This window comes from Lysobacter sp. (assembly GCA_013141175.1).
Taxonomy (GTDB): domain Bacteria; phylum Pseudomonadota; class Gammaproteobacteria; order Xanthomonadales; family Xanthomonadaceae; genus Lysobacter_I.
On the sequence record JABFRN010000001.1, the window covers coordinates 1,661,338 to 1,679,505 of the forward strand.

22 protein-coding genes are annotated in these 18,168 nt (G+C 64.2%); 7 read left to right on the plus strand and 15 right to left on the minus strand.

All coding sequences use genetic code 11. The features are described 5' to 3' along the window. Window positions 1–184 precede the first annotated feature (184 nt). Window positions 185–1,021 carry a CHAD domain-containing protein gene (locus tag HOP03_07405; GenBank protein ID NOT87991.1) on the plus strand — a complete coding sequence of 279 codons (837 nt, stop codon included), beginning with the start codon at window positions 185–187 and terminating at the stop codon, window positions 1,019–1,021. Between the two features lie 12 nt (window positions 1,022–1,033). Here the strand turns inward: HOP03_07405 and HOP03_07410 are convergent, their stop codons facing one another. From HOP03_07410 to HOP03_07440, 7 genes are all read right to left on the minus strand, one after another. Then, window positions 1,034–1,693 (minus strand): DUF2278 family protein, encoded by a 660-nt coding sequence (locus HOP03_07410; GenBank protein NOT87992.1) that lies wholly within the window; start codon window positions 1,691–1,693, stop codon window positions 1,034–1,036. A 304-nt stretch (window positions 1,694–1,997) separates the two neighbouring features. Continuing rightward, window positions 1,998–2,756 (minus strand): hypothetical protein, encoded by a 759-nt coding sequence (locus tag HOP03_07415; protein NOT87993.1) that lies wholly within the window; start codon window positions 2,754–2,756, stop codon window positions 1,998–2,000. 178 nt (window positions 2,757–2,934) lie between these two features. Further along, window positions 2,935–3,099: a hypothetical protein gene (locus tag HOP03_07420; protein ID NOT87994.1), complete on the minus strand. Its 165-nt coding sequence runs from the start codon at window positions 3,097–3,099 to the stop codon at window positions 2,935–2,937. After that, window positions 3,041–3,370: an excalibur calcium-binding domain-containing protein gene (locus HOP03_07425; GenBank protein ID NOT87995.1), complete on the minus strand. Its 330-nt coding sequence runs from the start codon at window positions 3,368–3,370 to the stop codon at window positions 3,041–3,043. Before HOP03_07425 ends, HOP03_07420 begins: the two co-directional genes overlap by 59 nt. Before the next feature lie 255 nt (window positions 3,371–3,625). Then, on the minus strand, window positions 3,626–4,117 hold the full coding sequence (locus HOP03_07430) for a CAP domain-containing protein (GenBank protein NOT87996.1): 492 nt from the start codon (window positions 4,115–4,117) through the stop codon (window positions 3,626–3,628). Window positions 4,118–4,336: 219 nt separating this feature from the next. After that, window positions 4,337–4,555 (minus strand): YdcH family protein, encoded by a 219-nt coding sequence (locus HOP03_07435; protein ID NOT87997.1) that lies wholly within the window; start codon window positions 4,553–4,555, stop codon window positions 4,337–4,339. A 51-nt stretch (window positions 4,556–4,606) separates the two neighbouring features. Next, window positions 4,607–4,864 carry a hypothetical protein gene (locus HOP03_07440; protein NOT87998.1) on the minus strand — a complete coding sequence of 86 codons (258 nt, stop codon included), beginning with the start codon at window positions 4,862–4,864 and terminating at the stop codon, window positions 4,607–4,609. Between the two features lie 301 nt (window positions 4,865–5,165). On the opposite strand from HOP03_07440, the gene HOP03_07445 reads away from it, so the two are divergent. Next, window positions 5,166–5,330 carry a DUF1328 domain-containing protein gene (locus tag HOP03_07445; GenBank protein NOT87999.1) on the plus strand — a complete coding sequence of 55 codons (165 nt, stop codon included), beginning with the start codon at window positions 5,166–5,168 and terminating at the stop codon, window positions 5,328–5,330. Window positions 5,331–5,405: 75 nt separating this feature from the next. Here HOP03_07445 and HOP03_07450 read toward each other — a convergent pair whose 3' ends face one another. The 6 genes from HOP03_07450 to HOP03_07475 form a co-directional block, all read right to left on the minus strand. Next, window positions 5,406–6,506, minus strand: coding sequence for a hybrid sensor histidine kinase/response regulator (locus HOP03_07450; GenBank protein ID NOT88000.1), 1,101 nt, complete (start codon window positions 6,504–6,506; stop codon window positions 5,406–5,408). Then, window positions 6,496–8,643, minus strand: a complete 2,148-nt coding sequence (locus HOP03_07455) for a response regulator (GenBank protein ID NOT88001.1) — start codon at window positions 8,641–8,643, stop codon at window positions 6,496–6,498. Before HOP03_07455 ends, HOP03_07450 begins: the two co-directional genes overlap by 11 nt. A gap of 58 nt (window positions 8,644–8,701) precedes the next feature. Continuing rightward, window positions 8,702–9,220 (minus strand): tryptophan-rich sensory protein, encoded by a 519-nt coding sequence (locus HOP03_07460; GenBank protein ID NOT88002.1) that lies wholly within the window; start codon window positions 9,218–9,220, stop codon window positions 8,702–8,704. Between the two features lie 49 nt (window positions 9,221–9,269). Continuing rightward, a complete protein-coding gene (locus tag HOP03_07465) occupies window positions 9,270–10,793 on the minus strand; it encodes a sigma-54-dependent Fis family transcriptional regulator (GenBank protein NOT88003.1) in 1,524 nt (507 codons plus the stop codon). A gap of 437 nt (window positions 10,794–11,230) precedes the next feature. After that, on the minus strand, window positions 11,231–11,437 hold the full coding sequence (locus HOP03_07470) for a CsbD family protein (GenBank protein NOT88004.1): 207 nt from the start codon (window positions 11,435–11,437) through the stop codon (window positions 11,231–11,233). Window positions 11,438–11,504: 67 nt separating this feature from the next. Beyond that, window positions 11,505–11,870 (minus strand): BON domain-containing protein, encoded by a 366-nt coding sequence (locus HOP03_07475; GenBank protein ID NOT88005.1) that lies wholly within the window; start codon window positions 11,868–11,870, stop codon window positions 11,505–11,507. Between the two features lie 199 nt (window positions 11,871–12,069). Between HOP03_07475 and ttcA the strand changes: the two genes are divergently transcribed. The 3 genes from ttcA to HOP03_07490 all read left to right on the plus strand — a co-directional run bounded on the left by ttcA (window position 12,070) and on the right by HOP03_07490 (window position 14,873). Next, window positions 12,070–12,975 (plus strand): tRNA 2-thiocytidine(32) synthetase TtcA, encoded by a 906-nt coding sequence (ttcA, locus tag HOP03_07480; protein NOT88006.1) that lies wholly within the window; start codon window positions 12,070–12,072, stop codon window positions 12,973–12,975. Window positions 12,976–13,096: 121 nt separating this feature from the next. Continuing rightward, complete coding sequence (locus HOP03_07485) at window positions 13,097–14,002, plus strand: recombination-associated protein RdgC (protein NOT88007.1); 906 nt, start codon at window positions 13,097–13,099, stop codon at window positions 14,000–14,002. A 58-nt stretch (window positions 14,003–14,060) separates the two neighbouring features. Then, on the plus strand, window positions 14,061–14,873 hold the full coding sequence (locus tag HOP03_07490) for a M48 family metallopeptidase (GenBank protein NOT88008.1): 813 nt from the start codon (window positions 14,061–14,063) through the stop codon (window positions 14,871–14,873). A 113-nt stretch (window positions 14,874–14,986) separates the two neighbouring features. On the opposite strand, the gene HOP03_07495 is transcribed toward HOP03_07490, so the two are convergent. Both HOP03_07495 and hemH read right to left on the minus strand, forming a co-directional pair. Beyond that, window positions 14,987–15,823 (minus strand): alpha/beta hydrolase, encoded by an 837-nt coding sequence (locus tag HOP03_07495; GenBank protein ID NOT88009.1) that lies wholly within the window; start codon window positions 15,821–15,823, stop codon window positions 14,987–14,989. Next, entirely contained in the window at window positions 15,823–16,860 is a 1,038-nt protein-coding gene (gene hemH / locus HOP03_07500; GenBank protein ID NOT88010.1) for a ferrochelatase, read from the minus strand. The genes HOP03_07495 and hemH overlap by 1 nt, the downstream gene beginning before the upstream one ends. A gap of 125 nt (window positions 16,861–16,985) precedes the next feature. Between hemH and HOP03_07505 the strand changes: the two genes are divergently transcribed. Next, window positions 16,986–17,828 (plus strand): lipid-binding SYLF domain-containing protein, encoded by an 843-nt coding sequence (locus HOP03_07505; protein NOT88011.1) that lies wholly within the window; start codon window positions 16,986–16,988, stop codon window positions 17,826–17,828. Window positions 17,829–17,922: 94 nt separating this feature from the next. After that, window positions 17,923–18,144 (plus strand): twin-arginine translocase TatA/TatE family subunit, encoded by a 222-nt coding sequence (gene tatA / locus HOP03_07510; protein ID NOT88012.1) that lies wholly within the window; start codon window positions 17,923–17,925, stop codon window positions 18,142–18,144. The last annotated feature ends 24 nt before the right edge of the window (window positions 18,145–18,168 follow it).

An 18,168-nucleotide genomic window follows, 5' to 3' on the forward strand; every position in this document is an offset into this window, starting at 1 on the left:
TTGCAAAGCGCACGACAGACCGCACGCGTTCGTGCAGAGGTGCGCTCGCTGCGGGACCTGCCACACTCCGACCACGCACCACGGTCTACGCGCGGCGAACCCTCTGCCGGACCGCGATGCCTGTTGCGACGATACAGATCCATCCTCGCGAAATGACGGTACTGTGGCCTTTGGAGGCCAGCGCATGTCACGCAGCACAGCCGACGTATCGACAAAATCGAGCGCCATCACCACGACACCCCTCCCACTCGGCATGCGGCTGCTGGTGTTCGCCGGCGAGCAGCTGCAACAGGCGCAGGCCCATCTGGTCCGCAAAGGCGAGGCGCTGCACGAAGGCATCCATCAAGCGCGAAAATCCATCCGCCGCGCGCGGGCGACGCTGGCACTCGGCGCACGGGTCTTCGGGCCGCGCGCGCAAGCGCTGGATGACGAACTGGGTCGGCTGTGTCGCGGCCTGTCGCATCTGCGCGATGCACAGGCGCTGATCGAAGTCCTGCAACGGCTGGAGGCACAAGCACCGGATCGTATCCGCGCGATTCTTCCTGCTGCGGAACGACTCGCGCGGGAGCGTCGCGACGATATTCTCGAACGCGCACTCGTGCGCGATCCGGCGTTCCAGGCGCGCGGCCTGCGCCTACAGGCAGCGCAGCAACGCCTGGCACGTCTGGGTTGGCGCGCAGTAGACGAAACCGAGGTCTCGTCAGCGATGAAGCGCAGCCAGCGCCGCGCCGACAAGGCGGCCAAACAGATCAAAAAGAACCCGGAGGACGATGAGGCCTGGCACGTCTATCGACGCCGCCTGCGCCGTCTGCGTCAGCAGGACAGCCTCCTGGCCGAGCTGCTGCCCGCACTGCGCCTGTCGAAAAAGCGCGCCCGCGATCTGGCCGATGTATTGGGCGAATCGCAGGACGATGCGCTGCTGTTGCGCCACTGCGACAGGCGCTCGCCGTTTCCGTCCGATCAACGCAAGCAGTTGCGCGCCATCGCGCGGGAGCGCTTGCGGCGCACGCGCAGCGGCTGACCGGAGGTCGATTCAGATCGGCTTGCCCAGATCATCGGTCTTGAACGCTTGTGTCTTGAACTTGTTCAGGAACGCATGGAACTCGCCCTGCGCGGTTTCGACGATGGTGCCGCCGTCCTGCCAGATCGCGTTTTCGCGATCATGCCCACCACCGACCGGATCTCCCTGATTCTGATGGATGTTGTGCACGCCTTTGTCGCTGGTGAACGGTTCGCCGAAGACGTAGAACCGCACGCCCTGATCGATGATCGCCTCCAGATCGGTCAGCGCCTGGAACCCGGTACCGCTGTTCCACGGCGGATTCCAGCGGATGAAATCCAGGAAGCGCGACAGACAGCTGTCGTAGCGGACGTTCCAGATCATGATCGGCGGATGCAGCATCGGTGAACGGATGTAATCGAGCGCACCGGATATCGCATTCGACGCCAGCATATGCCAACCATTCGCCAACATCCGGATGTCCGCGAACTCCGACGGCCGGATCTTCACGATGCGCCACTGGATGCCGTCGGGCATGTTCTGCGGATCGACATCGATCGCGCATTTGTAAACGCCATCGGGCGCCTGCACGAACAGATTGCCGTGGTAGTAACGCCCGAAATCGTCCGGCGGATCGCGTTGGTAACCTGCCTTGGTGCCGATCACGACCCCGTAGCCATCGCTGAGTCCCATCGTGCTTCTCCTTCGCGACAACCCTGCGCGTTATATCGCAATGGCCTTGCCCTTGAAGACCAGTACGGCATTTCCGATGCCGGACGGACAATTCATGGAGGTTGCCGGATGTCGGCCAGAACCCGCTTTTCGTAGGGCGGGCATCTTGCCCACCATTGCAATATCTCGGCGCAATGCGGATTGAACGCAGTCACGATACATGGCGATGATTTTTTCGTGCGTTCAAGCTTCATTCGGTGGGCATAAAGCCCACTCTACGGCCCTAAAGAGATAAATTTCATCGCATTTCTGGAACTTTGCATGGCTATGGGTAAGAACTACCAATAAAGTCTTTGTCCGTTTCGGATAGAACCCTATTCCAATCAACCTTCCAGTCACCAACAGTCAATTCGTTAGGTATCGCGTAATGCATGATCGATTTGGAGTCGTATCGGCTGGTGTTCAGACGGTCATAGCCATATCTCGCGAATATGTTGTTGTCCACATCCTCTCTTTTCCAGCCCATTTCCGCGTAATAGGCGTACACCTTTTCCCTGTCCCACGGAATTCCACTCTCAGGATGCTGGTGCTCATGGATAGCGCCCAATGCATGGCCAAACTCATGCAGTACTACGCGACTGTATTCTTCATCCGGCGTATCCTTGTGCAACCAACCAAAATTCATCGTCGGCTGCCCGGGCTCTATCAGCTTTGCGTCCGTACCAATGTACGACCACGATCCACCCGGAGTCGTCGCAATGCGGATATCACCGTCCAGCCCGCTTACGAAATCGAACTTAAGATTGACGTGTTGAAGCCAGCGATTTGCGTAAAGAATTATTTTTTCTTTGACTGCTGGATCCACGCCACCCAGGAACGCGATGCGTAAAGTTCGCCCTGTCTTCCATTTTTTCGAGAAAATGATCGCCATGCGAGGTGCGTCGCTGCTGGCAAGCGCCATCGCCAAACCTGGATGTCGAAAGTTATTCACCACGTTATTCGGGTTTTCTTCAGCTGCCACACGTAGCGAAGCTGCTCTGTCGTCTATTTTCATTTCCGTGCAGAGTTCAATATGTTTTTTCATTTATTACTCCCGATTATTCTTTGGCCGCCTGATCGGTAACTTTTACTTTGCATACTGATCAGGATTTATTTTTCTCTGTTGTGTCAAATAACGCAGCTTTACATTGCGTACGATTCAGGTCGTTTTCGGTGTCATGGCGACGCAAGAAAACGCAGAAACGCATCAAGTCCACTTCTCTTCAGCACTTGATGCCAAAAGAAATCACTTCGCTGCGAATTTCATGATCACGCTTCACAGTCTGCGCTTCGGTTTTGTTTTGCGTTCTTTTCAGCATCTTTTCAGCATCACTTCCGCCTCGGCTCACACCCCACCCCATCCCCATCGCGATCCAGATGCGGTCCATATCCCGGCTCGCCACGTCTTACCGGCGCAGCCCCCGCAGCCCGCGCGTCCGCACAATTCGCAAACACCCCCGATCCTCGCGGCGCAGGCGCAGTCCGCACTGGCGTGAAGCCGTTCGCCGGTATCAATTCGCTGCGCAATGAAGGCGCACTGCCGCGATGGCAGTGATAGCCACCATGCTTGCGATCGTGATGACACCCTTCGGCGTTGAGCCGTCCGCCATGGCTGGCAGCGTTGCCGGCAATACACAGTGCGATGACGGCGAGCGCCATCGTCAATGACGCGCGGCTGGGCGTCGATTGCGGTGCGTTCCCTGCGCTTGCCCTGGCCATCCTGCATTCCCCCTGTGGAATGCGCTTCGATGTCGGTCCGAAGCGTGATCGGTGTTGTCTTCCTGCGCGATGCGCTTGTCAATCGTTTCCGCGCATCCGCTATCGCCGGGACGCAATGTGAATTCGGGTCTCTGTGCCGTAAGCCATGAAATGGCGATTCCTCGTCAATCGCAGAGTGAACATCGATTCACCACGTCAATGTTCTGGCTCCATCCCCAGCCACAGCACCGCATAGTGCTGCGAGACGCGGATGCCGAGCGCGCGCCAGGTGGTGTCCCGCCAATCGCCGCGGTTGAGGATGACGCCGTGATGCGTGGCGCTGCGTCGCCAGCAGTCCATGGCGATTTCGGGGGTCATGCTGTCCGCGTTCCAGCAGACGATCTCGAAGCCGTGGCCACGGTACGCGCCACGGGTGATCTCGCGAGGTTTGTCCCACATGCAGCGCGCCTGGGTGTGATCGCGGGTGTAGCAGCATGCGGACCAGCGCCCGTTCGCGGACCAGCTGTGGGTACTGCATTGGCCGCTGGGTGCGTGTCGTTCGAGATCGGCGACGTGCAGTGCGGCGACGGTGCTGAGGCTCGGCGATACGGGGATCGCCGGCAGGCCGTTCTGCGCACGGTAGTCGAAGATCAGGTCGGTGAGTTGTTCGGATGCCGGATCGGCGGCGGCGGCGCAGAATGCGGACATCGCGCAGCACACCGCCGAAAGCCACGCGATGCGGTGCGCAGGTCGGCGCTGTTGCTGTCGCGATGGCGTCGACCACGATGTCGGCATGCCCGCCCCCGGAACGATGACTGTCCCGGAGTCTAGGCGAGGCGATCGATACGGAATGCGGCGGTGGTCTCGGACGCGCAACGCCGGGTGGCGGGAGACGGGCTTATGCGGTTTCGATCGCCGCCGGGGTGTTCACGCCGGTTCGTCGGGAATCAATGCGGACTCGAAGCGGATGATCGCGTCCTTCAGCTGCAGCTTGCGCTTCTTCAGGCGCTTGATGGCCAGTTCGTCGGCGACGATGTTCTCGTGCAATCGGGCGATGGCCAGATCGAGGTCTCGGTGTTCCAGGCGCAGCTCGTTCAGCCGATGGGCGACTCGGGAGAGTTCTGCGGGGTCGGAAGGCTGGTTCATCGTCCCGAAGCTTAGCATCGGGCCGCTGCCGCGCGGGCAGGCGGCAGCGGATCAGCGCTCGGCGATGTAACGGTCGGCGAGGGCGCCCTCGGTGTCGACGGATTCTTCGGGATCGGCCCCTTGAAGAACAGCGTCCGGCAGGGCCGATGCGGTCGGCGATACGGCTTCTGCGGGGGTCGCCCAAGGCTTCCACGCACCGGATGCGCACAGCAGCAGGACCACGGCGGCGACCAGGATGCGGGTTCGCAGATAGCGCGTGCGGCGACGCGAACGATGGCGATACGGCAGGGCGTGCAGGAGCATGGGCATGGTTGAAGTCCTCACGGTCTTTCAGGACAACGCATCAAGTTCCGTGCCACGGCCAAGCGCTTGTTTTTCCTGCGCGATCGCCGGACGCCGACAGGCGTTCTGCACGGCCGCCGAGGCTGGATCGTGCGCATCGCGGGCCAGGCCGACAACCCGATATCGCGAGGCATCGGAAATCATTGCGCAAAGCGCTGAAAAACAAGGTGTTGCCGGCGATTCAGATCGCGCCGCCGCTGGCACGCAACTTGTGTGCTTATCCGTGAGGCCGCGCTCTGCGGCGCCTCGCGACTTCTGGAGAAATCATATGTTGTATTACGCCGTTGTCTTTTTCGTGATCGCGCTGATCGCCGGTGTGCTCGGCTTCGGCGGTATCGCCGGTGCTGCGGCCGGGATCGCCAAGATCCTGTTCTTCGTGTTCCTGGTCCTGTTCGTGGTGTCGTTGATCATGGGGCGCCGCGTCAAAGTCTGAAGTTCCGTAGCGCGTTTCGAAGCACGACCACAACGAAGCCCCGTGCCGGACCGGCGCGGGGCTTCGTTCCTGCGTTCACGCGAGCGGCAATTCCAGCGTGAAGCTGGCGCCGCCGCCCTCGCGGTCGTCGTACCAGACATCGCCGTTCATGGTGCGCGCGCGCTGCTTCGCGAGCGCCAGGCCCAGGCCGGTCGACGATTCGCCTCCGGTGGGCTGCGCGCTCAAACGCACGTAACGCTGGAACATGCGTTCGCGATCCTTCGCCGAAATGCCCGGGCCGCGATCGTGCACCGTGAGCCGTCCATATTTGCCCTGCCGCGAGGCGGTCAGGCGCACTTCGCTGCCGGGCGGCGCGTATTTCAACGCATTCGACAGCAGGTTCTGCAGGACATGCAGCGTACCCGCGCGCTCCGCCAAGAGATACATCTCGTCCGTAGCGTCGGTATCGATATGCACGCGCATGCGTTTGGTCTGCGACTGGTGCGAAAGCAACCCGGCCACTTCGTCCAGCAGTGCGCGTGCGGCGAGCGGGCAAGGAGGAACGCCGTGCGACCGGTCCTGCTGCTGATCCAGGAAGGCCTGCAAGAACAGGACGCCGGCATCGGCTGAGGTGCGGATCGATTGCGCCAGCCGCTGGCGCGCATCGTCGGCCATGGCCGGATCGCGCAGCAGTTCGGCGGAAAACAGGATGTTGGCGAAGTGATTGCGCAGATCGTGACTGACGATTTCCGCGACTTTCTGGCGCTCGTCCGCGACCCGCGCCAGGCGATCTCGCGCCTGTTTCAGATCGAGGTGCGTGCGCACCCGCGCCAACAATTCTTCGGCGAGGAAGGGCTTGGTGATGTAGTCGACCGCGCCCGAGGAGAACGCGCGGGTCAGGCTGTCGCGCTCGTGGTCGGCGGTGAGGAACACCACCGGCACATCGCGCGTCTGCGGCATGGCCTGAAGACCTTCCAGTACCTGGAAGCCGTCGATGCCAGGCATCCGCATGTCGAGCAGCACCAGATCCGGCGGGCTGCGTTCGGCGAGCGCCAGGGCTTCGCGACCATCCAACACCGGTACGACGTCGTAATCCGACCGGGTCAGCAATTGGCCGACCACCTGCACGTTCGCGGTCTGGTCGTCGATCACCATCACCACCGGCAACGCGACCGTCGCCTGGAATCTATTCGGCATCGCCATTCTCCTCATGCCAGTGGGCCAATCGATCAAGCACGATCTTGACCTGATTCACATCGAAGCGCTGCAGCGCGAGCTTGAGCCGGTGCGCTTCGGCCTGCAGGGCGAGGTCGCGCAGATCGTCGGCCAATTGCAGCAGCCGCTTCGAGAATTCGCCGATTTCGCGCATGCGCATGCGCGTGCGCAACGCCTGCAGCGGCAGGCCGCGCATGCTGCGCCATTCGGCACGGGCACGGGTACGACGTTCCTCGCTGTCGGCATCATCGGCCTGCGACGCGGGCGCGACCGCTTCGACGCGCTCCGCATCGTCGTTGCGGAACAGGGTATTCAACACCGCGAACAATTCCAGCGGCGTATAGGGTTTCCGCAGGAATCCGTCGAACGGCGCGTGCTGCGGTCCGGCCTCGCCGGCAAGACTGGACGCGGTGACCGCGATCACCCGCGTGCCGAGCAGGGCGGTGTCGGCGCGAATCGCTGCCAGCGCGTCGAAACCGTTCATCCGCGGCATGCGCAGATCCATCATCACCACGTCCGGGCGCAATCCGTGCGCGATCCGGACGCCCTCGGCGCCATCGTGCGCCACCACGACCTGATGGTGGCTGTCGTGGAGATAGCCTTGGGCGACTTCGAGATTCCATTCGACATCGTCCACGACCAGGATCTTCAGCGCCGGCAACTGGTCGAAATCGACCCGCGCTTCTTCAGCGCCGGCAGGCACGATGGCCGCTGGTTCGAGATTCGGGATATTGACGCGGAAGGTCGCCCCTTCCCCCGGTTGACTGACCACATGGATGCGGCCATGCATCAGGTCGACCAGCCGTTTGGTGATGCTCAGGCCCAGGCCGGTGCCCTGCCGCACCCGTCCGTCGGGACTGTCCGCCTGATAGAACGGTTCGAAGATCTGTTCCTCTTGTCCCTGGTCGATGCCGACCCCGGTATCGATCACCGCGATCCGCAGGTCGCGGCCCTGGCCGAGCGGCGAAGGCAGCATCGACAGGCGCAAGGTGACATCGCCGCGTTCGGTGTATTTCACCGCGTTGCTCAGCAGATTCATCAGGATCTGGCGCAGCCGCTGCGCATCCACCACCACCGGTACAAGATCGCTGTGATCGATCTCGATCTGCAGCCGCACGCCTTTGGATTCGGCCATGGGCTCGAACAGGGCGAGCGTTTCGGTGGCCAGTTCGGTCAAGTCGGTGCCCTGCGGGGTCAGATGCATTTTCCCCGCTTCGATCTTGGACAGATCCAGCACATCGTTGATCAGCGACAGCAGCATCTGTCCGCTCTTCTTGATCGACGCCACCCATTCGCGCTGCAGCGGATCGCGGACATGGTCGCCGAGCAGCTGCGCGAAGCCGAAAATCGCATTCATCGGCGTGCGGATCTCGTGGCTCATGCTGGCCAGGAACACGCTTTTTTCTTCATTGGCACGGCGTGCCTGGGCGGCGCGCAGTTCGCCGCGCAGTGCGTTTTCGGCTTCCTGCTGCGCGCGGCGCAATGCGAAGAATCCAAGCAGGCCGGCCACCAGCGCCAGGCCATTGGCGATCATCAGCGTGGCGGTGGTCTGTTTCACGAGCGCATCGCGCTTCAAGCGCCGCTCATCCAGCAGGCGGTCCTCCTCGCGGGACATCGAAAACACCTTTTCGCGCATCCTGTCGACGACGTCTTCGCCCTTGCCGTCGCGAAGACGCAGCGCCGTCCTGCCGGATTTGCCGTTTCGCAGTTCGGCATCCTTGATCCTGATCGACCCCTGCACCCGGTCCTCGAGCGCTGCGTAATCCCGCGCGAGCGCCCGCAGCGTGGCCTGATGCTGCGGATTGTCGGTGGTGAGGGCCTTCAACAGTCCGAGCAGACGACCGATGGCATCGAGATGCGTGCGCAATCCCGCACGATGATGCGCCGCGCCGCCGATCATGAAACGCAGGCCATCGGCTTCCATCATCCCCAACTCCACCTGCAGCGCGGTCAGATCGTCCTTGACGTCGAGCGTATGCGAGACCCGTTCGATGGACTCGGCAAGATCGTTGGTGGAACGCACCGAAATGATGGAGGTGGCCAGAATCACCACGAACGCCAGCGCCAACAACCCGACGTTGGCGCGGTTGCGGAACTGCGCGGTGCGCGACAGTGGCATGCGGGATCCCCGGGGATGACCCCCTGCTGCGGATGGGCGGTTGCGGACAGGCCTGACGTTACGAGTTCATCAACCAGATCGTACCGTTCAATACCAGCGCGAACGACACCCACAGCAGATATGGCAACAACAGATAGCCAGCCAGCGCCCGCACTCGGCCGAACGTCAGCATCGTCGACAGCAGCGCGATCCACAGCAGGCAGATTTCGACGAACGCGAGCCCCGGACTGTGCAGCCCGAAAAACAGCGGTGTCCACCCCATGTTCAACAGGAACTGGATCGCGAACAGCGCCAGCGCGCGCTGGCGCAGGGCATCGTCCACGTCAGGCTCTCGCCGCACCAGCCAGAGCGCGACCGCCATGGCCATGTACAGCAGCGTCCATACCGGGCCGAACAGCCAGGATGGCGGGTGCCAGGTCGGCTTCAACAGCGCGGCATACCAGCCGTTTGGAGCGAACAGGACACCGACCAGTGCGCCCAACCCCACCAGCAGCAGGATCCAGCCCAGGAGCGCGAGCCAACCGTCGCGAGGTCGTGCTGCGATGTCGGGAAGGATGACGGGCGGGCGATGATTCATGGCAGGCGGAGACGACTCGAAGCGAAGCGGAGGTTGTTGGTCTGGGCGGTCACAGACCGAACAGCTTGCGTTTTCGATACAGCGTGGAGGCGTCGATGCCCAGCGTGCGCGCGGCGGCATCCAGGCTGTCGCTGGAGGCGAGCACGCGTTCGATGTGCATGCGTTCCAGTTCGTCCAGCGAAATCGCCATGCCCGGCTGCGCGTCGTTGCGGGCGGATGCGCTCAGCGCGAGCAGGTCCGGGCCGATCTCTTCATTGCGGCCGAGGATCACCGCGCGTTCCATCATGTTCTGCAGTTCGCGCACATTGCCCGGCCAGGCGTACGCGCGCAGCTGCGACAGCGCCGCGGAAGACAGTCGCCGGGCAGGCAGGCCGTAGTCGGCGGCATAGCGCCGCACGAAACCGTTGGCCATGTCTTCGAGATCTTCCGGGCGCTCGCGCAGCGGTGGCAAGGTGATGCTGATGACATTGAGGCGATACAGCAGGTCCAGTCGGAACTGGCCTTCCTTCACCATCGTCTCCAGGTCGCGATTGGTGGCGGCGACGATGCGCGCATCGGCCTTGCGGGTAACCGGATCGCCGACCCGCTCGTACTCCTTGTCCTGGATGAAACGCAGCAGCTTCGGCTGCAGCGCCAGCGGAAAATCGCCGACTTCGTCCAGGAAAATGGTGCCGCCGTCGGCATGGGTCACGCGGCCGACGGTGTTCTGCACCGCGCCGGTGAACGAGCCCTTGGAATGGCCGAACAACTCGCTTTCCATCAGCTCTGCGGACAGCGACGGACAGTTGACGGTGACCAGTGCGCCGGCCGCGCGCGGGCTGGCGCGATGCACGGCCTTGGCGATCACGCCCTTGCCGGTGCCGCTCTCGCCCAGCAGCAGCAGGTTGGCATCGGTGCGCGCGACCTGCAGGGCCATGTCGATCGCGGCCTGCATCGTCTTGTTCTTGCTGGTCAGTTCCGGCGTGCCGGTCTGCGCTTCGCGTTCGAAGGTGTCGAGGCGGTCGAGAATGCGACGGGTGTCGACCTGCCGCGCCACCGAGATCCGCAATTGTTCGGGCGAACACGGCTTGACCAGATAATCGCTGGCGCCGAGCGCGATCGCTTTCACCGCATCGTCGATCGCGGCATTGGCGGTCACCATCACCACGCGCATCAACGGCGCCAGTTCGCGCAGTCGCGGCAGGGCCTCGAGGCCCGAGTCGTAGCCGATGTTGTGATCGAGCAGACAGACGTGGAAAGGTCGGGTCGCGGCCAGACGCAGGCCGTCGGCGAGGTTGTCCGCAGTCTCGACGCTGTAGCCGTCGCTTTCCAGCGCGAGCGTGAAGTTCTGCAGCAACCGGGTATCGTCGTCGATCGCCAGGATGCGACCGGCAGGTTTGAAATCTGAATTCGGCACGGGTCGTGACTCCAGCGTGTGCGGGGCACGGATCTGCGGGGGAGTTTCCACTATATCGACGACGCCGGTCTCAATCGCCGGCGGGCGCCATGCGCCATTGATGGTTGCGATCGGCGATGCCGGGCGGATTTGCACGGGACCGCTCTGCACGGATCGGCGTTCGAGGGTGGCACTCATGCGGAACTCCTGCGGGTGGCGTCTGCGGATCGCGTGCGGCGTAAAGCGCGGGGGGACGGGAAGTGCACCGCAAGCCCTGTGCCAGCCCGGGAAAGCCCGTCGTTGCTGGGATCGCGTGCCGCCGGTGCCGGCTTTATGCACGGTCTGCCGGCGCTGGCGGGCATTCCGCACGATCGCCGCCCGGCCAAAAAATGCCGCCTCGCGAAACGATACGAGGCGGCAAAGGGGTCCAGCGAAAGGGATTTCGAGGCGCCTTCGGAGCGCGGAGCGCACGCGATCGAGCGCGAAGTGGATGCCCCGTCCGCACCGGCTTGCGGAATCCTCGGTACGGACGGGCATCCGGTGTTTTCGCTGCGGGCCTGCGGGGGAGAGTGTCAGGGCACCGCAGCGAACCCACCGCACGCCTGCACGGGCGCATGCGGGAGCGGCGGCGCGACTCAGTCGCCGCGAACGGTCTTTTCGAAGTCCTCGACCTGCTTCATCGCGATGTCCTTGGTCACGCCGTAGCGTTCCTGGACCTTGCCGGCGAGGTATTCGCGATTGCCTTCGGCGATGGTCAGATCGTCGTCGGTGAGGTCGCCCCACTTGGCCTTGATCTTGCCGTTGAGCTGCTTCCACTTGCCTTTGATGATGTCGCTGTTCATGGTGTTTTCCTTTGGGGGGAGTCGGGACGGACGGGTTGCCCGTCGGAGTGATCGTTGCGCGCTGGCGTCAACGACGCGGCTTGACAGTGAGCGTGGTGGCGTCCACCGAGACCACGCCTCTGATCCCGCGTGCGATGGCCACGGCCTTGTCGACCTGCATGGCGTTGTCGAGCTTGCCGGACAGCGTGACCACGCCATTGGTGGTGGTGACGTTGATGTCGAGGCCCTTGGTCTCTTCGGTGACCAGCAGATCGGCTTTCACCTTCGTGGTGATCCAGCTGTCGTTGACCGGCTGTTCCGAATCCTCGTAAGCCTTCGTGCGCTCGCCGGGTGCCTTGTCGGACATGCCGGTCGACGCGCAACCCGCCGTCAGAACCGCCAGGAGCATCAGCGAAAGCATCGTGCGGGAACGGTCGAACAGGGTGTTGCTCATGCCTATCTCCAAACGCTTGGGGGATGCCGGAAAAAACACGCCGGCACCACCACCCATACAAGGCGCGTGCCAAGCGTTCCGCGCCATGCGAATCAATGCGTTACATGTCTTCGCTCATGTCGTTGGATTGCAATCTGCTGCGCTCATCGGGCGCGGCGCACGACGTGTCGAAACACGATCCGGCTAAAATGCGCGTTGCATGAGCACCGTCCTGCCCCTGTCCGAACCGCTGCCGCCGCCCGGCCGCCGTGCCGCGCACGAAGCCAGCCGCTTGGCGAAGCGCCTGCGCCATCAGGTCGGCCGCGCGATCGCCGATTTCGGCATGATCGAAGACGGCGACAAGGTGATGGTGTGCCTGTCCGGCGGCAAGGACAGCTACACGCTGCTCGACATCCTTCTGCAGTTGCAGAAGAAGGCGCCGGTGTCGTTCTCGATCACCGCGGTCAACCTCGATCAGAAACAGCCGGGCTTCCCGGAACGCGTGCTGCCGGACTACCTGCACTCGCTCGGCGTGGATTACAAGATCCTGGAACAGGACACGTACTCGGTGGTCACGCGCGTGGTGCCCGAAGGCAAAACCATGTGCTCGCTGTGCTCGCGGCTGCGGCGCGGCGCGTTGTACGCGCATGCGGAGGCCGAAGGGTTCACGAAAATCGCGCTGGGTCATCACCGCGACGACCTCGTGGCCACGTTCTTCCTGAATCTGTTCTTCCATTCGAAGCTCGCTGGCATGGCGCCGAAACTGCTGAGCGACGACGGCAAGCACGTGGTGATCCGGCCGCTGGCCTATGTGCGCGAAGACGACATCGCCGCATACGCGGAAGCGGAACGGTTTCCGATCATCCCGTGTAACCTGTGCGGCTCGCAGGAGAACCTGCAGCGCAAACAGGTGAAGAAGATGATGGACGCCTGGGAGCGCGACTCGCCGGGACGCGTCGAACAGATCGCGCGCGCGCTGGGCGACGTCCGCCCGTCGCAGCTGGGCGATCCGAAACTGTTCGACTTCCTCTCGCTGGGCCGGCACGGCGAAGGCGGCATGCCGGATGCGCATGCGTGGTTGAGCGGCGAACCGGAATCCACGCACGGGAATCGGGAAACGTCATGACCCTGTCATCCCGAGGCCGCAAGCCGAGGGACCTGCTTTGCTGCTTTGCCGCCTCATCATCACGACAACAGATCCCTCGGCCTGCGGCCTCGGGATGACATATCACTCATTCGGACACGCGATGTTTTTTCGAAACCTGACTTTCTTCCGCTTCCCCGCTTCGCTCGACTTCTCCGACCTCGACACCGGCCTGACCGAATGCACGCTCAAGCCGGTCGGCGCGCTGGAGCTGTCGTCGCGCGGTTTCGTGCCGCCGTTCGGCCGCGCCGATACCGAAACGCTGTCGCACCGTCTCGGCGATGCGATCTGGCTCGCCGCCGGCAGCGAGGACAAACTCCTGCCCGGCGCTGTGGTCAACGATCTTCTGCAGAAGAAACTCGAAGAGATCGAAGAGAAGGAAGGTCGCAAACTCGGCGGTCGCGCGCGCAAGCGCCTGAAGGAAGACCTGGTCCACGAACTGCTGCCGCGCGCCTTCGTGCGCCCGGGCCGCACCGACGCGATGATCGACTGCGCCAACGGTTTCATCGTGGTCGATACCTCGTCGCGCAAGACCGCCGAAGCGGTGGTATCCGACGTCCGCCACGCCATGGGCAGTTTCCCGGCGCTGCCGCTGAACGCCGAAGTCGCGCCGCGCTCGATCCTGACCAGCTGGATCGCCGGCGATCCGCTGCCGCAGGGCCTGTCGCTGGGCGACGAATGCGAGCTGCGCGACCCGACCGACCACGGCGCGATCGTGAAATGCCAGCACCAGGAACTGCAGAGCGACGAGATCGCCAAACATCTCGAGGCCGGCAAGCAGGTCACGCGGCTGGCGCTGACGCTGGACGATCATCTGAGCTTCGTGCTCGGCGAAGATCTGATCATCCGCAAGCTGAAGTTCCTGGATGGCGCGGTCGACCAGCTCGAATCCGGCGAACGCGAGGACATGCGCGCCGAATTGGGCGCGCGCTTCGCGCTGCTGAGCGGAGAAGTGCGACGGCTGTTCCTGACTTTGGAACCCGCATTGAAACTGTCGAAAGCGGAATGACATCACGGTGCGGTACGGCACGGCTTCCCCGCGCCGTGCGCAGCGGGTAGCATTTCGCATGCCTTTCCGTTTCCGTCTTCGCGGACTCACGCACCTCGCGCGCCCCACGGCGACGCGCGCCACCGACGTCCGCAGCCAACAACGCGACCGCGTCCCGCTGCAGCTCGAGGACGGGCGCAGCATCGATGTGTTGCGCGTGCGCGATCCGCGCGCACGCCGGATCAAGCTGTCGGTGAGCGAGCGCGGCGTCCGCCTCACCTTGCCGCAGCGCGCGAGCCTGGTGGCCGGCGAACGCTTCCTGATCGAACATCGCGATTGGCTGCACGCACAGCTCGACCAGCTGGCGAATGCCGACGACACGGCCCTGCGCCGCGACGAGAGCACGTCGCTGCCGCTGCGCGGCGGAACCGCGGCGCTGCGCTGGGAGCGCGGACGTTTCACCGCGATCCAGCGCGATGGCGACGGCCTGGTGTTCCAGACCAACGCACGCGCCGGCGGCCCCGCGATGCACCGCGCACTGCGCGATTTCTACGAGGCCGAAGCGCGTGCGGACATCGGTCGCTGGATGCCGCTGTATCTGCCGTCCATGCCGCGCGCGCCACGCCGGGTGCAGCTGAAAGTGATGAGCTCGCAGTGGGGCTCGCTCGCGCCCGACGGCACCCTCGCGATGGATCTGTCGCTGGTGCTGGCGCCGCCCGCCGCGTTCGAGTACGTGCTGGTGCACGAACTGTGTCATCTGATCCACCACGACCACTCGCCTGCGTACTGGCACGAGGTCGAAGCGCGTTATCCGCAATGGCGCGATCAGCGCGAATATTTCCGCAGCGAGGGTCGCAGGATCAAGGCGACGCTGCAGGCGCTGTTGCGCTGACGCTCTACGCGCTTCGAGCTTTTCGCAGGAGCGACGGAAGTCGCGACAGGCCACTGAAAACTTGCCGGAAAGCGGTCGCGACTTCCGTCGCTCCTACAGAAAATCCGGGCCGATCAGAGTCCCAGCGCCGCCACAACTTCGGCCGGCTGCGTCATGTGCAGATGATGGCTGCCGGTCAGCGACACGCTGCGGATCTGCGGGACGCAGGCGACGCGCGTATCGCGCAATGCAGCCATGAAATACGGCGGCGTGGGGTCGGCGGCCAACAACACCACTGGGCAGGCGATCGCACGCAGGCAGTCCTGCACCTGGGTTTCAGACATGCGCACTGCGGTCGGCAGGGTGAGCCGGACGTCGCTGCTCCACTCGAAACCGCCTTCGACCGCGCGGATGCCGCGTTCGATCAGCAGCCGCGAAGAGGCCTCGTCCAGCGCGGCGATACTGGTGTGCATGCGCGCTTGCACCGCCAGCTCGGGATCGGTGAACACGCGCTTGCGCTTGCCGTCGAGCGCGCGACGCTGGCTCACCGCATCGCGCAAGCGGTTGGCGGTGCTGTCTTCGGAACCGGACAGCGGGCCGAGCGCTTCGATCAGGAACAAGCGTTCGATGCGCTCCGGCGCAGCGGCAGCGAGCACGCTGGCGATCGCACCGCCCATCGAGTGGCCGAGCAGCGCAAAACGCTGCCAGCCCAGCGCATCGGCGGCGGCGAGCACGTCGAGGATCGTGCTGAACAGGCTGTACTCGGCGTCATCCGGGTAGTGGAAACTGCGGCCGTGGCCGGGCATATCCAGCGCCACCAGATCGTGGCCGGTCAACAGCGGCGCCATCGGCAGGAAGCTCGCCGCGTTGTCGAGCCATCCATGCAGCGCCAGCAGCGGTGTGCCTCCGGTATTGTCGTTGCGCAGCGCGCCGAAACGGCCACGCGCGGTGTCGAGAACGATGTCGCGCATCACGCTGCTCCACGAAAAAGATGTCGCTGCGCCAGCGCCACAAGCGCATCGGCGTGCGCGGGCGAGGCATTGAGGCAGGGGATGTAGTTCAACGAATCGCCGCCGGCCGCGCGGAACAGCGCCGCGTTCTCGACGGTGATTTCTTCCAGGGTTTCCAGACAGTCCACGGCGAAACCCGGGCAGACGATGTCGATTTTCTTCACGCCCTCGGCGCCCAGCGCTTCGAGGGTCTTGTCGGTGTACGGCTGCAGCCACGGTTCGCGGCCGAAGCGCGACTGGAACGTGAGCATCGTGTGATCGGGATCGAATTCCGGCACGTCGCCCAGCGCGGCGACGATCGCATCGACGCTGGCCTGCGACTGCTGCCGGTACGGGTCGCCGGCATCGACCAGGCGCTGCGGAATGCCGTGGAACGAGAACAGCAGCCGCTCGCCGCGTCCGTGTTCGGCCCAGTGCGCGCGGATCGAATCGGCGACCGCCGCGACCCAGGCCGGATCGAGGTGATACTCGGCGATGACCCGGAACCGGAGTTCGTCTTCGTCGTAATCGCATTCCAGCGTTTCGACCTTGTCGGTGACCGACGCGGTGGTGGTCGTCGAATACTGCGGATACAGCGGCAGCACCACGATTTCGTCGACACCCTCGGCACGCAGCGCGGCCACCGTATCCGTCATCGACGGATTGCCGTAGCGCATCGCGTACGCGACCCGCGCCCCGGGCAGCCGTTCCTGCATCGCAGCGGTGAGATCCGCGGTGTGCACCGCCAGCGGCGAACCGCCGGGCATCCACACCTGCGCGTATTTCTTCGCGACCTTCGGTCCGCGCAGCGGCAGGATGATGAAATGCAGGATCGGGCACCACAGCCAGCGGCTGAGCGGCACCACGCGGTAGTCGTGGAGGAATTCGGCCAGATAGCGGCGCACCGCCGATGCGGTGGGCGCATCGGGCGTACCGAGATTGACCAGCAGGACCGCGGACTTCGCGGACGACGCGTTCACAGGCGACGCGTTCACGGACAATGGGGAGGCGGCTGACATCGGCATAGGATGACAGCTGGGACCGCAGCCGTCAGCGCCGGGGCGCACAGACTGGCGCGGTTCATCGCTTCCGGACTACGCTCCGCGGCAACCCCGCTGGAGACGTACCGTCCATGTCGCAACGCATGCAGATCACTGCCCTGTCCCTCGCGCTGTCGCTCGTTTTCGCCGCTGCCGCGCACGCCGGGCCCCGCGAAGACGCCCAGGCCGAGAACGCCGTGCGCGTGCTGGCGGAGATCCAGGCGATTCCCGAGTCCTCCATTCCCGACAAGCTGCTCGATGAAGCCAAGGCGATCGTGATCGTGCCCGACACCATCAAGGCCGGATTGGTGCTGGGCGGCCGTCGCGGCCACGGCGTGCTGTCGGTGCGCACCGCCGACGGCGGCTGGTCGAACCCGGGCTTCGTCACCCTCACCGGCGGCAGCATCGGCCTGCAGGTGGGCGTGCAGTCCGCCGACGTGGTGCTGGTGTTCCGCAGCGAACGCGGCCTGGATTCCATCGTCAACGGCAAATTCACCCTCGGCGCCGATGCCGGCGTCGCCGCAGGCCCCATGGGGCGTAATGCTTCAGCCTCCACCGACGGCCAGATGAAGGCCGAGATCTGGTCCTGGTCCCGCGCCCGCGGCCTGTTCGCAGGCGTCGCCCTCGACGGTGCGGTGCTGTCGATGGACGACAAGGCCAACGAGGCCGTCTACGGCCAGGACACCACGCCGCGAATGATCTTCGAGGGCCGCGCGCAGCAGGAACCTTCGCCGGCCATCGCCGGCTTCCGGAGCCGTTTGGCCGAAGCGAGCGCGTCCGCACGCGCCGCACGCGCGGACGACGACGCGCCGGCAACGGCACCGGTCGCCAGCCCGGCGATCGATGCGACCACGACCACAGCGCCGGCGACCGTCGAACCGCAGCCGCAGCCGTTCCAGGCGGTCGACAATCCCGCCAAGGTCGAAGCGCTGCCGGTCACGCCGTGAAACCGGCGCGGCGATGATCCGGACCCCTGTCAAGGTCGGGGTCGAGCGACTGCGGTATCCTTGGCCTGCTTTTTCACAGACAGCGAGAAACGTCATGGGCGCTTGGGGTATCGGTCACTGGATCATCGTGCTGATCATCGTGCTGTTGGTGTTCGGCACCAAGCGCCTGACCAGCGGCGCCAAGGACATCGGCAGTGCGGTCAAAGAGTTCAAGAAAGGCATGCGCGACGAAGATAAGCCGGCGCAGCTCAGCGACCAGTCGAAGAACGAATCTTCGAGCGAGTCGCAGCGCAACGACGACAACGTCGCGCGCTGATGTTCGCAGGGCGCCGGCCTCATG

Excerpts from the sequence above, each read along its gene's own strand:
- HOP03_07405 (NOT87991.1), top strand. The coding sequence starts at position 185 with ATGTCACGCAGCACAGCCGACGTATCGACAAAATCGAGCGCCATCACC.
- HOP03_07410 (NOT87992.1), bottom strand. The coding sequence starts at position 1,693 with ATGGGACTCAGCGATGGCTACGGGGTCGTGATCGGCACCAAGGCAGGT.
- HOP03_07415 (NOT87993.1), bottom strand. The coding sequence starts at position 2,756 with ATGAAAAAACATATTGAACTCTGCACGGAAATGAAAATAGACGACAGA.
- HOP03_07420 (NOT87994.1), bottom strand. The coding sequence starts at position 3,099 with ATGGACCGCATCTGGATCGCGATGGGGATGGGGTGGGGTGTGAGCCGA.
- HOP03_07425 (NOT87995.1), bottom strand. The coding sequence starts at position 3,370 with ATGGCGCTCGCCGTCATCGCACTGTGTATTGCCGGCAACGCTGCCAGC.
- HOP03_07430 (NOT87996.1), bottom strand. The coding sequence starts at position 4,117 with ATGTCCGCATTCTGCGCCGCCGCCGCCGATCCGGCATCCGAACAACTC.
- HOP03_07435 (NOT87997.1), bottom strand. The coding sequence starts at position 4,555 with ATGAACCAGCCTTCCGACCCCGCAGAACTCTCCCGAGTCGCCCATCGG.
- HOP03_07440 (NOT87998.1), bottom strand. The coding sequence starts at position 4,864 with ATGCCCATGCTCCTGCACGCCCTGCCGTATCGCCATCGTTCGCGTCGC.
- HOP03_07445 (NOT87999.1), top strand. The coding sequence starts at position 5,166 with ATGTTGTATTACGCCGTTGTCTTTTTCGTGATCGCGCTGATCGCCGGT.
- HOP03_07450 (NOT88000.1), bottom strand. The coding sequence starts at position 6,506 with ATGCCGAATAGATTCCAGGCGACGGTCGCGTTGCCGGTGGTGATGGTG.
- HOP03_07455 (NOT88001.1), bottom strand. The coding sequence starts at position 8,643 with ATGCCACTGTCGCGCACCGCGCAGTTCCGCAACCGCGCCAACGTCGGG.
- HOP03_07460 (NOT88002.1), bottom strand. The coding sequence starts at position 9,220 with ATGAATCATCGCCCGCCCGTCATCCTTCCCGACATCGCAGCACGACCT.
- HOP03_07465 (NOT88003.1), bottom strand. The coding sequence starts at position 10,793 with ATGAGTGCCACCCTCGAACGCCGATCCGTGCAGAGCGGTCCCGTGCAA.
- HOP03_07470 (NOT88004.1), bottom strand. The coding sequence starts at position 11,437 with ATGAACAGCGACATCATCAAAGGCAAGTGGAAGCAGCTCAACGGCAAG.
- HOP03_07475 (NOT88005.1), bottom strand. The coding sequence starts at position 11,870 with ATGAGCAACACCCTGTTCGACCGTTCCCGCACGATGCTTTCGCTGATG.
- ttcA (NOT88006.1), top strand. The coding sequence starts at position 12,070 with ATGAGCACCGTCCTGCCCCTGTCCGAACCGCTGCCGCCGCCCGGCCGC.
- HOP03_07485 (NOT88007.1), top strand. The coding sequence starts at position 13,097 with ATGTTTTTTCGAAACCTGACTTTCTTCCGCTTCCCCGCTTCGCTCGAC.
- HOP03_07490 (NOT88008.1), top strand. The coding sequence starts at position 14,061 with ATGCCTTTCCGTTTCCGTCTTCGCGGACTCACGCACCTCGCGCGCCCC.
- HOP03_07495 (NOT88009.1), bottom strand. The coding sequence starts at position 15,823 with ATGCGCGACATCGTTCTCGACACCGCGCGTGGCCGTTTCGGCGCGCTG.
- hemH (NOT88010.1), bottom strand. The coding sequence starts at position 16,860 with ATGTCAGCCGCCTCCCCATTGTCCGTGAACGCGTCGCCTGTGAACGCG.
- HOP03_07505 (NOT88011.1), top strand. The coding sequence starts at position 16,986 with ATGCAGATCACTGCCCTGTCCCTCGCGCTGTCGCTCGTTTTCGCCGCT.
- tatA (NOT88012.1), top strand. The coding sequence starts at position 17,923 with ATGGGCGCTTGGGGTATCGGTCACTGGATCATCGTGCTGATCATCGTG.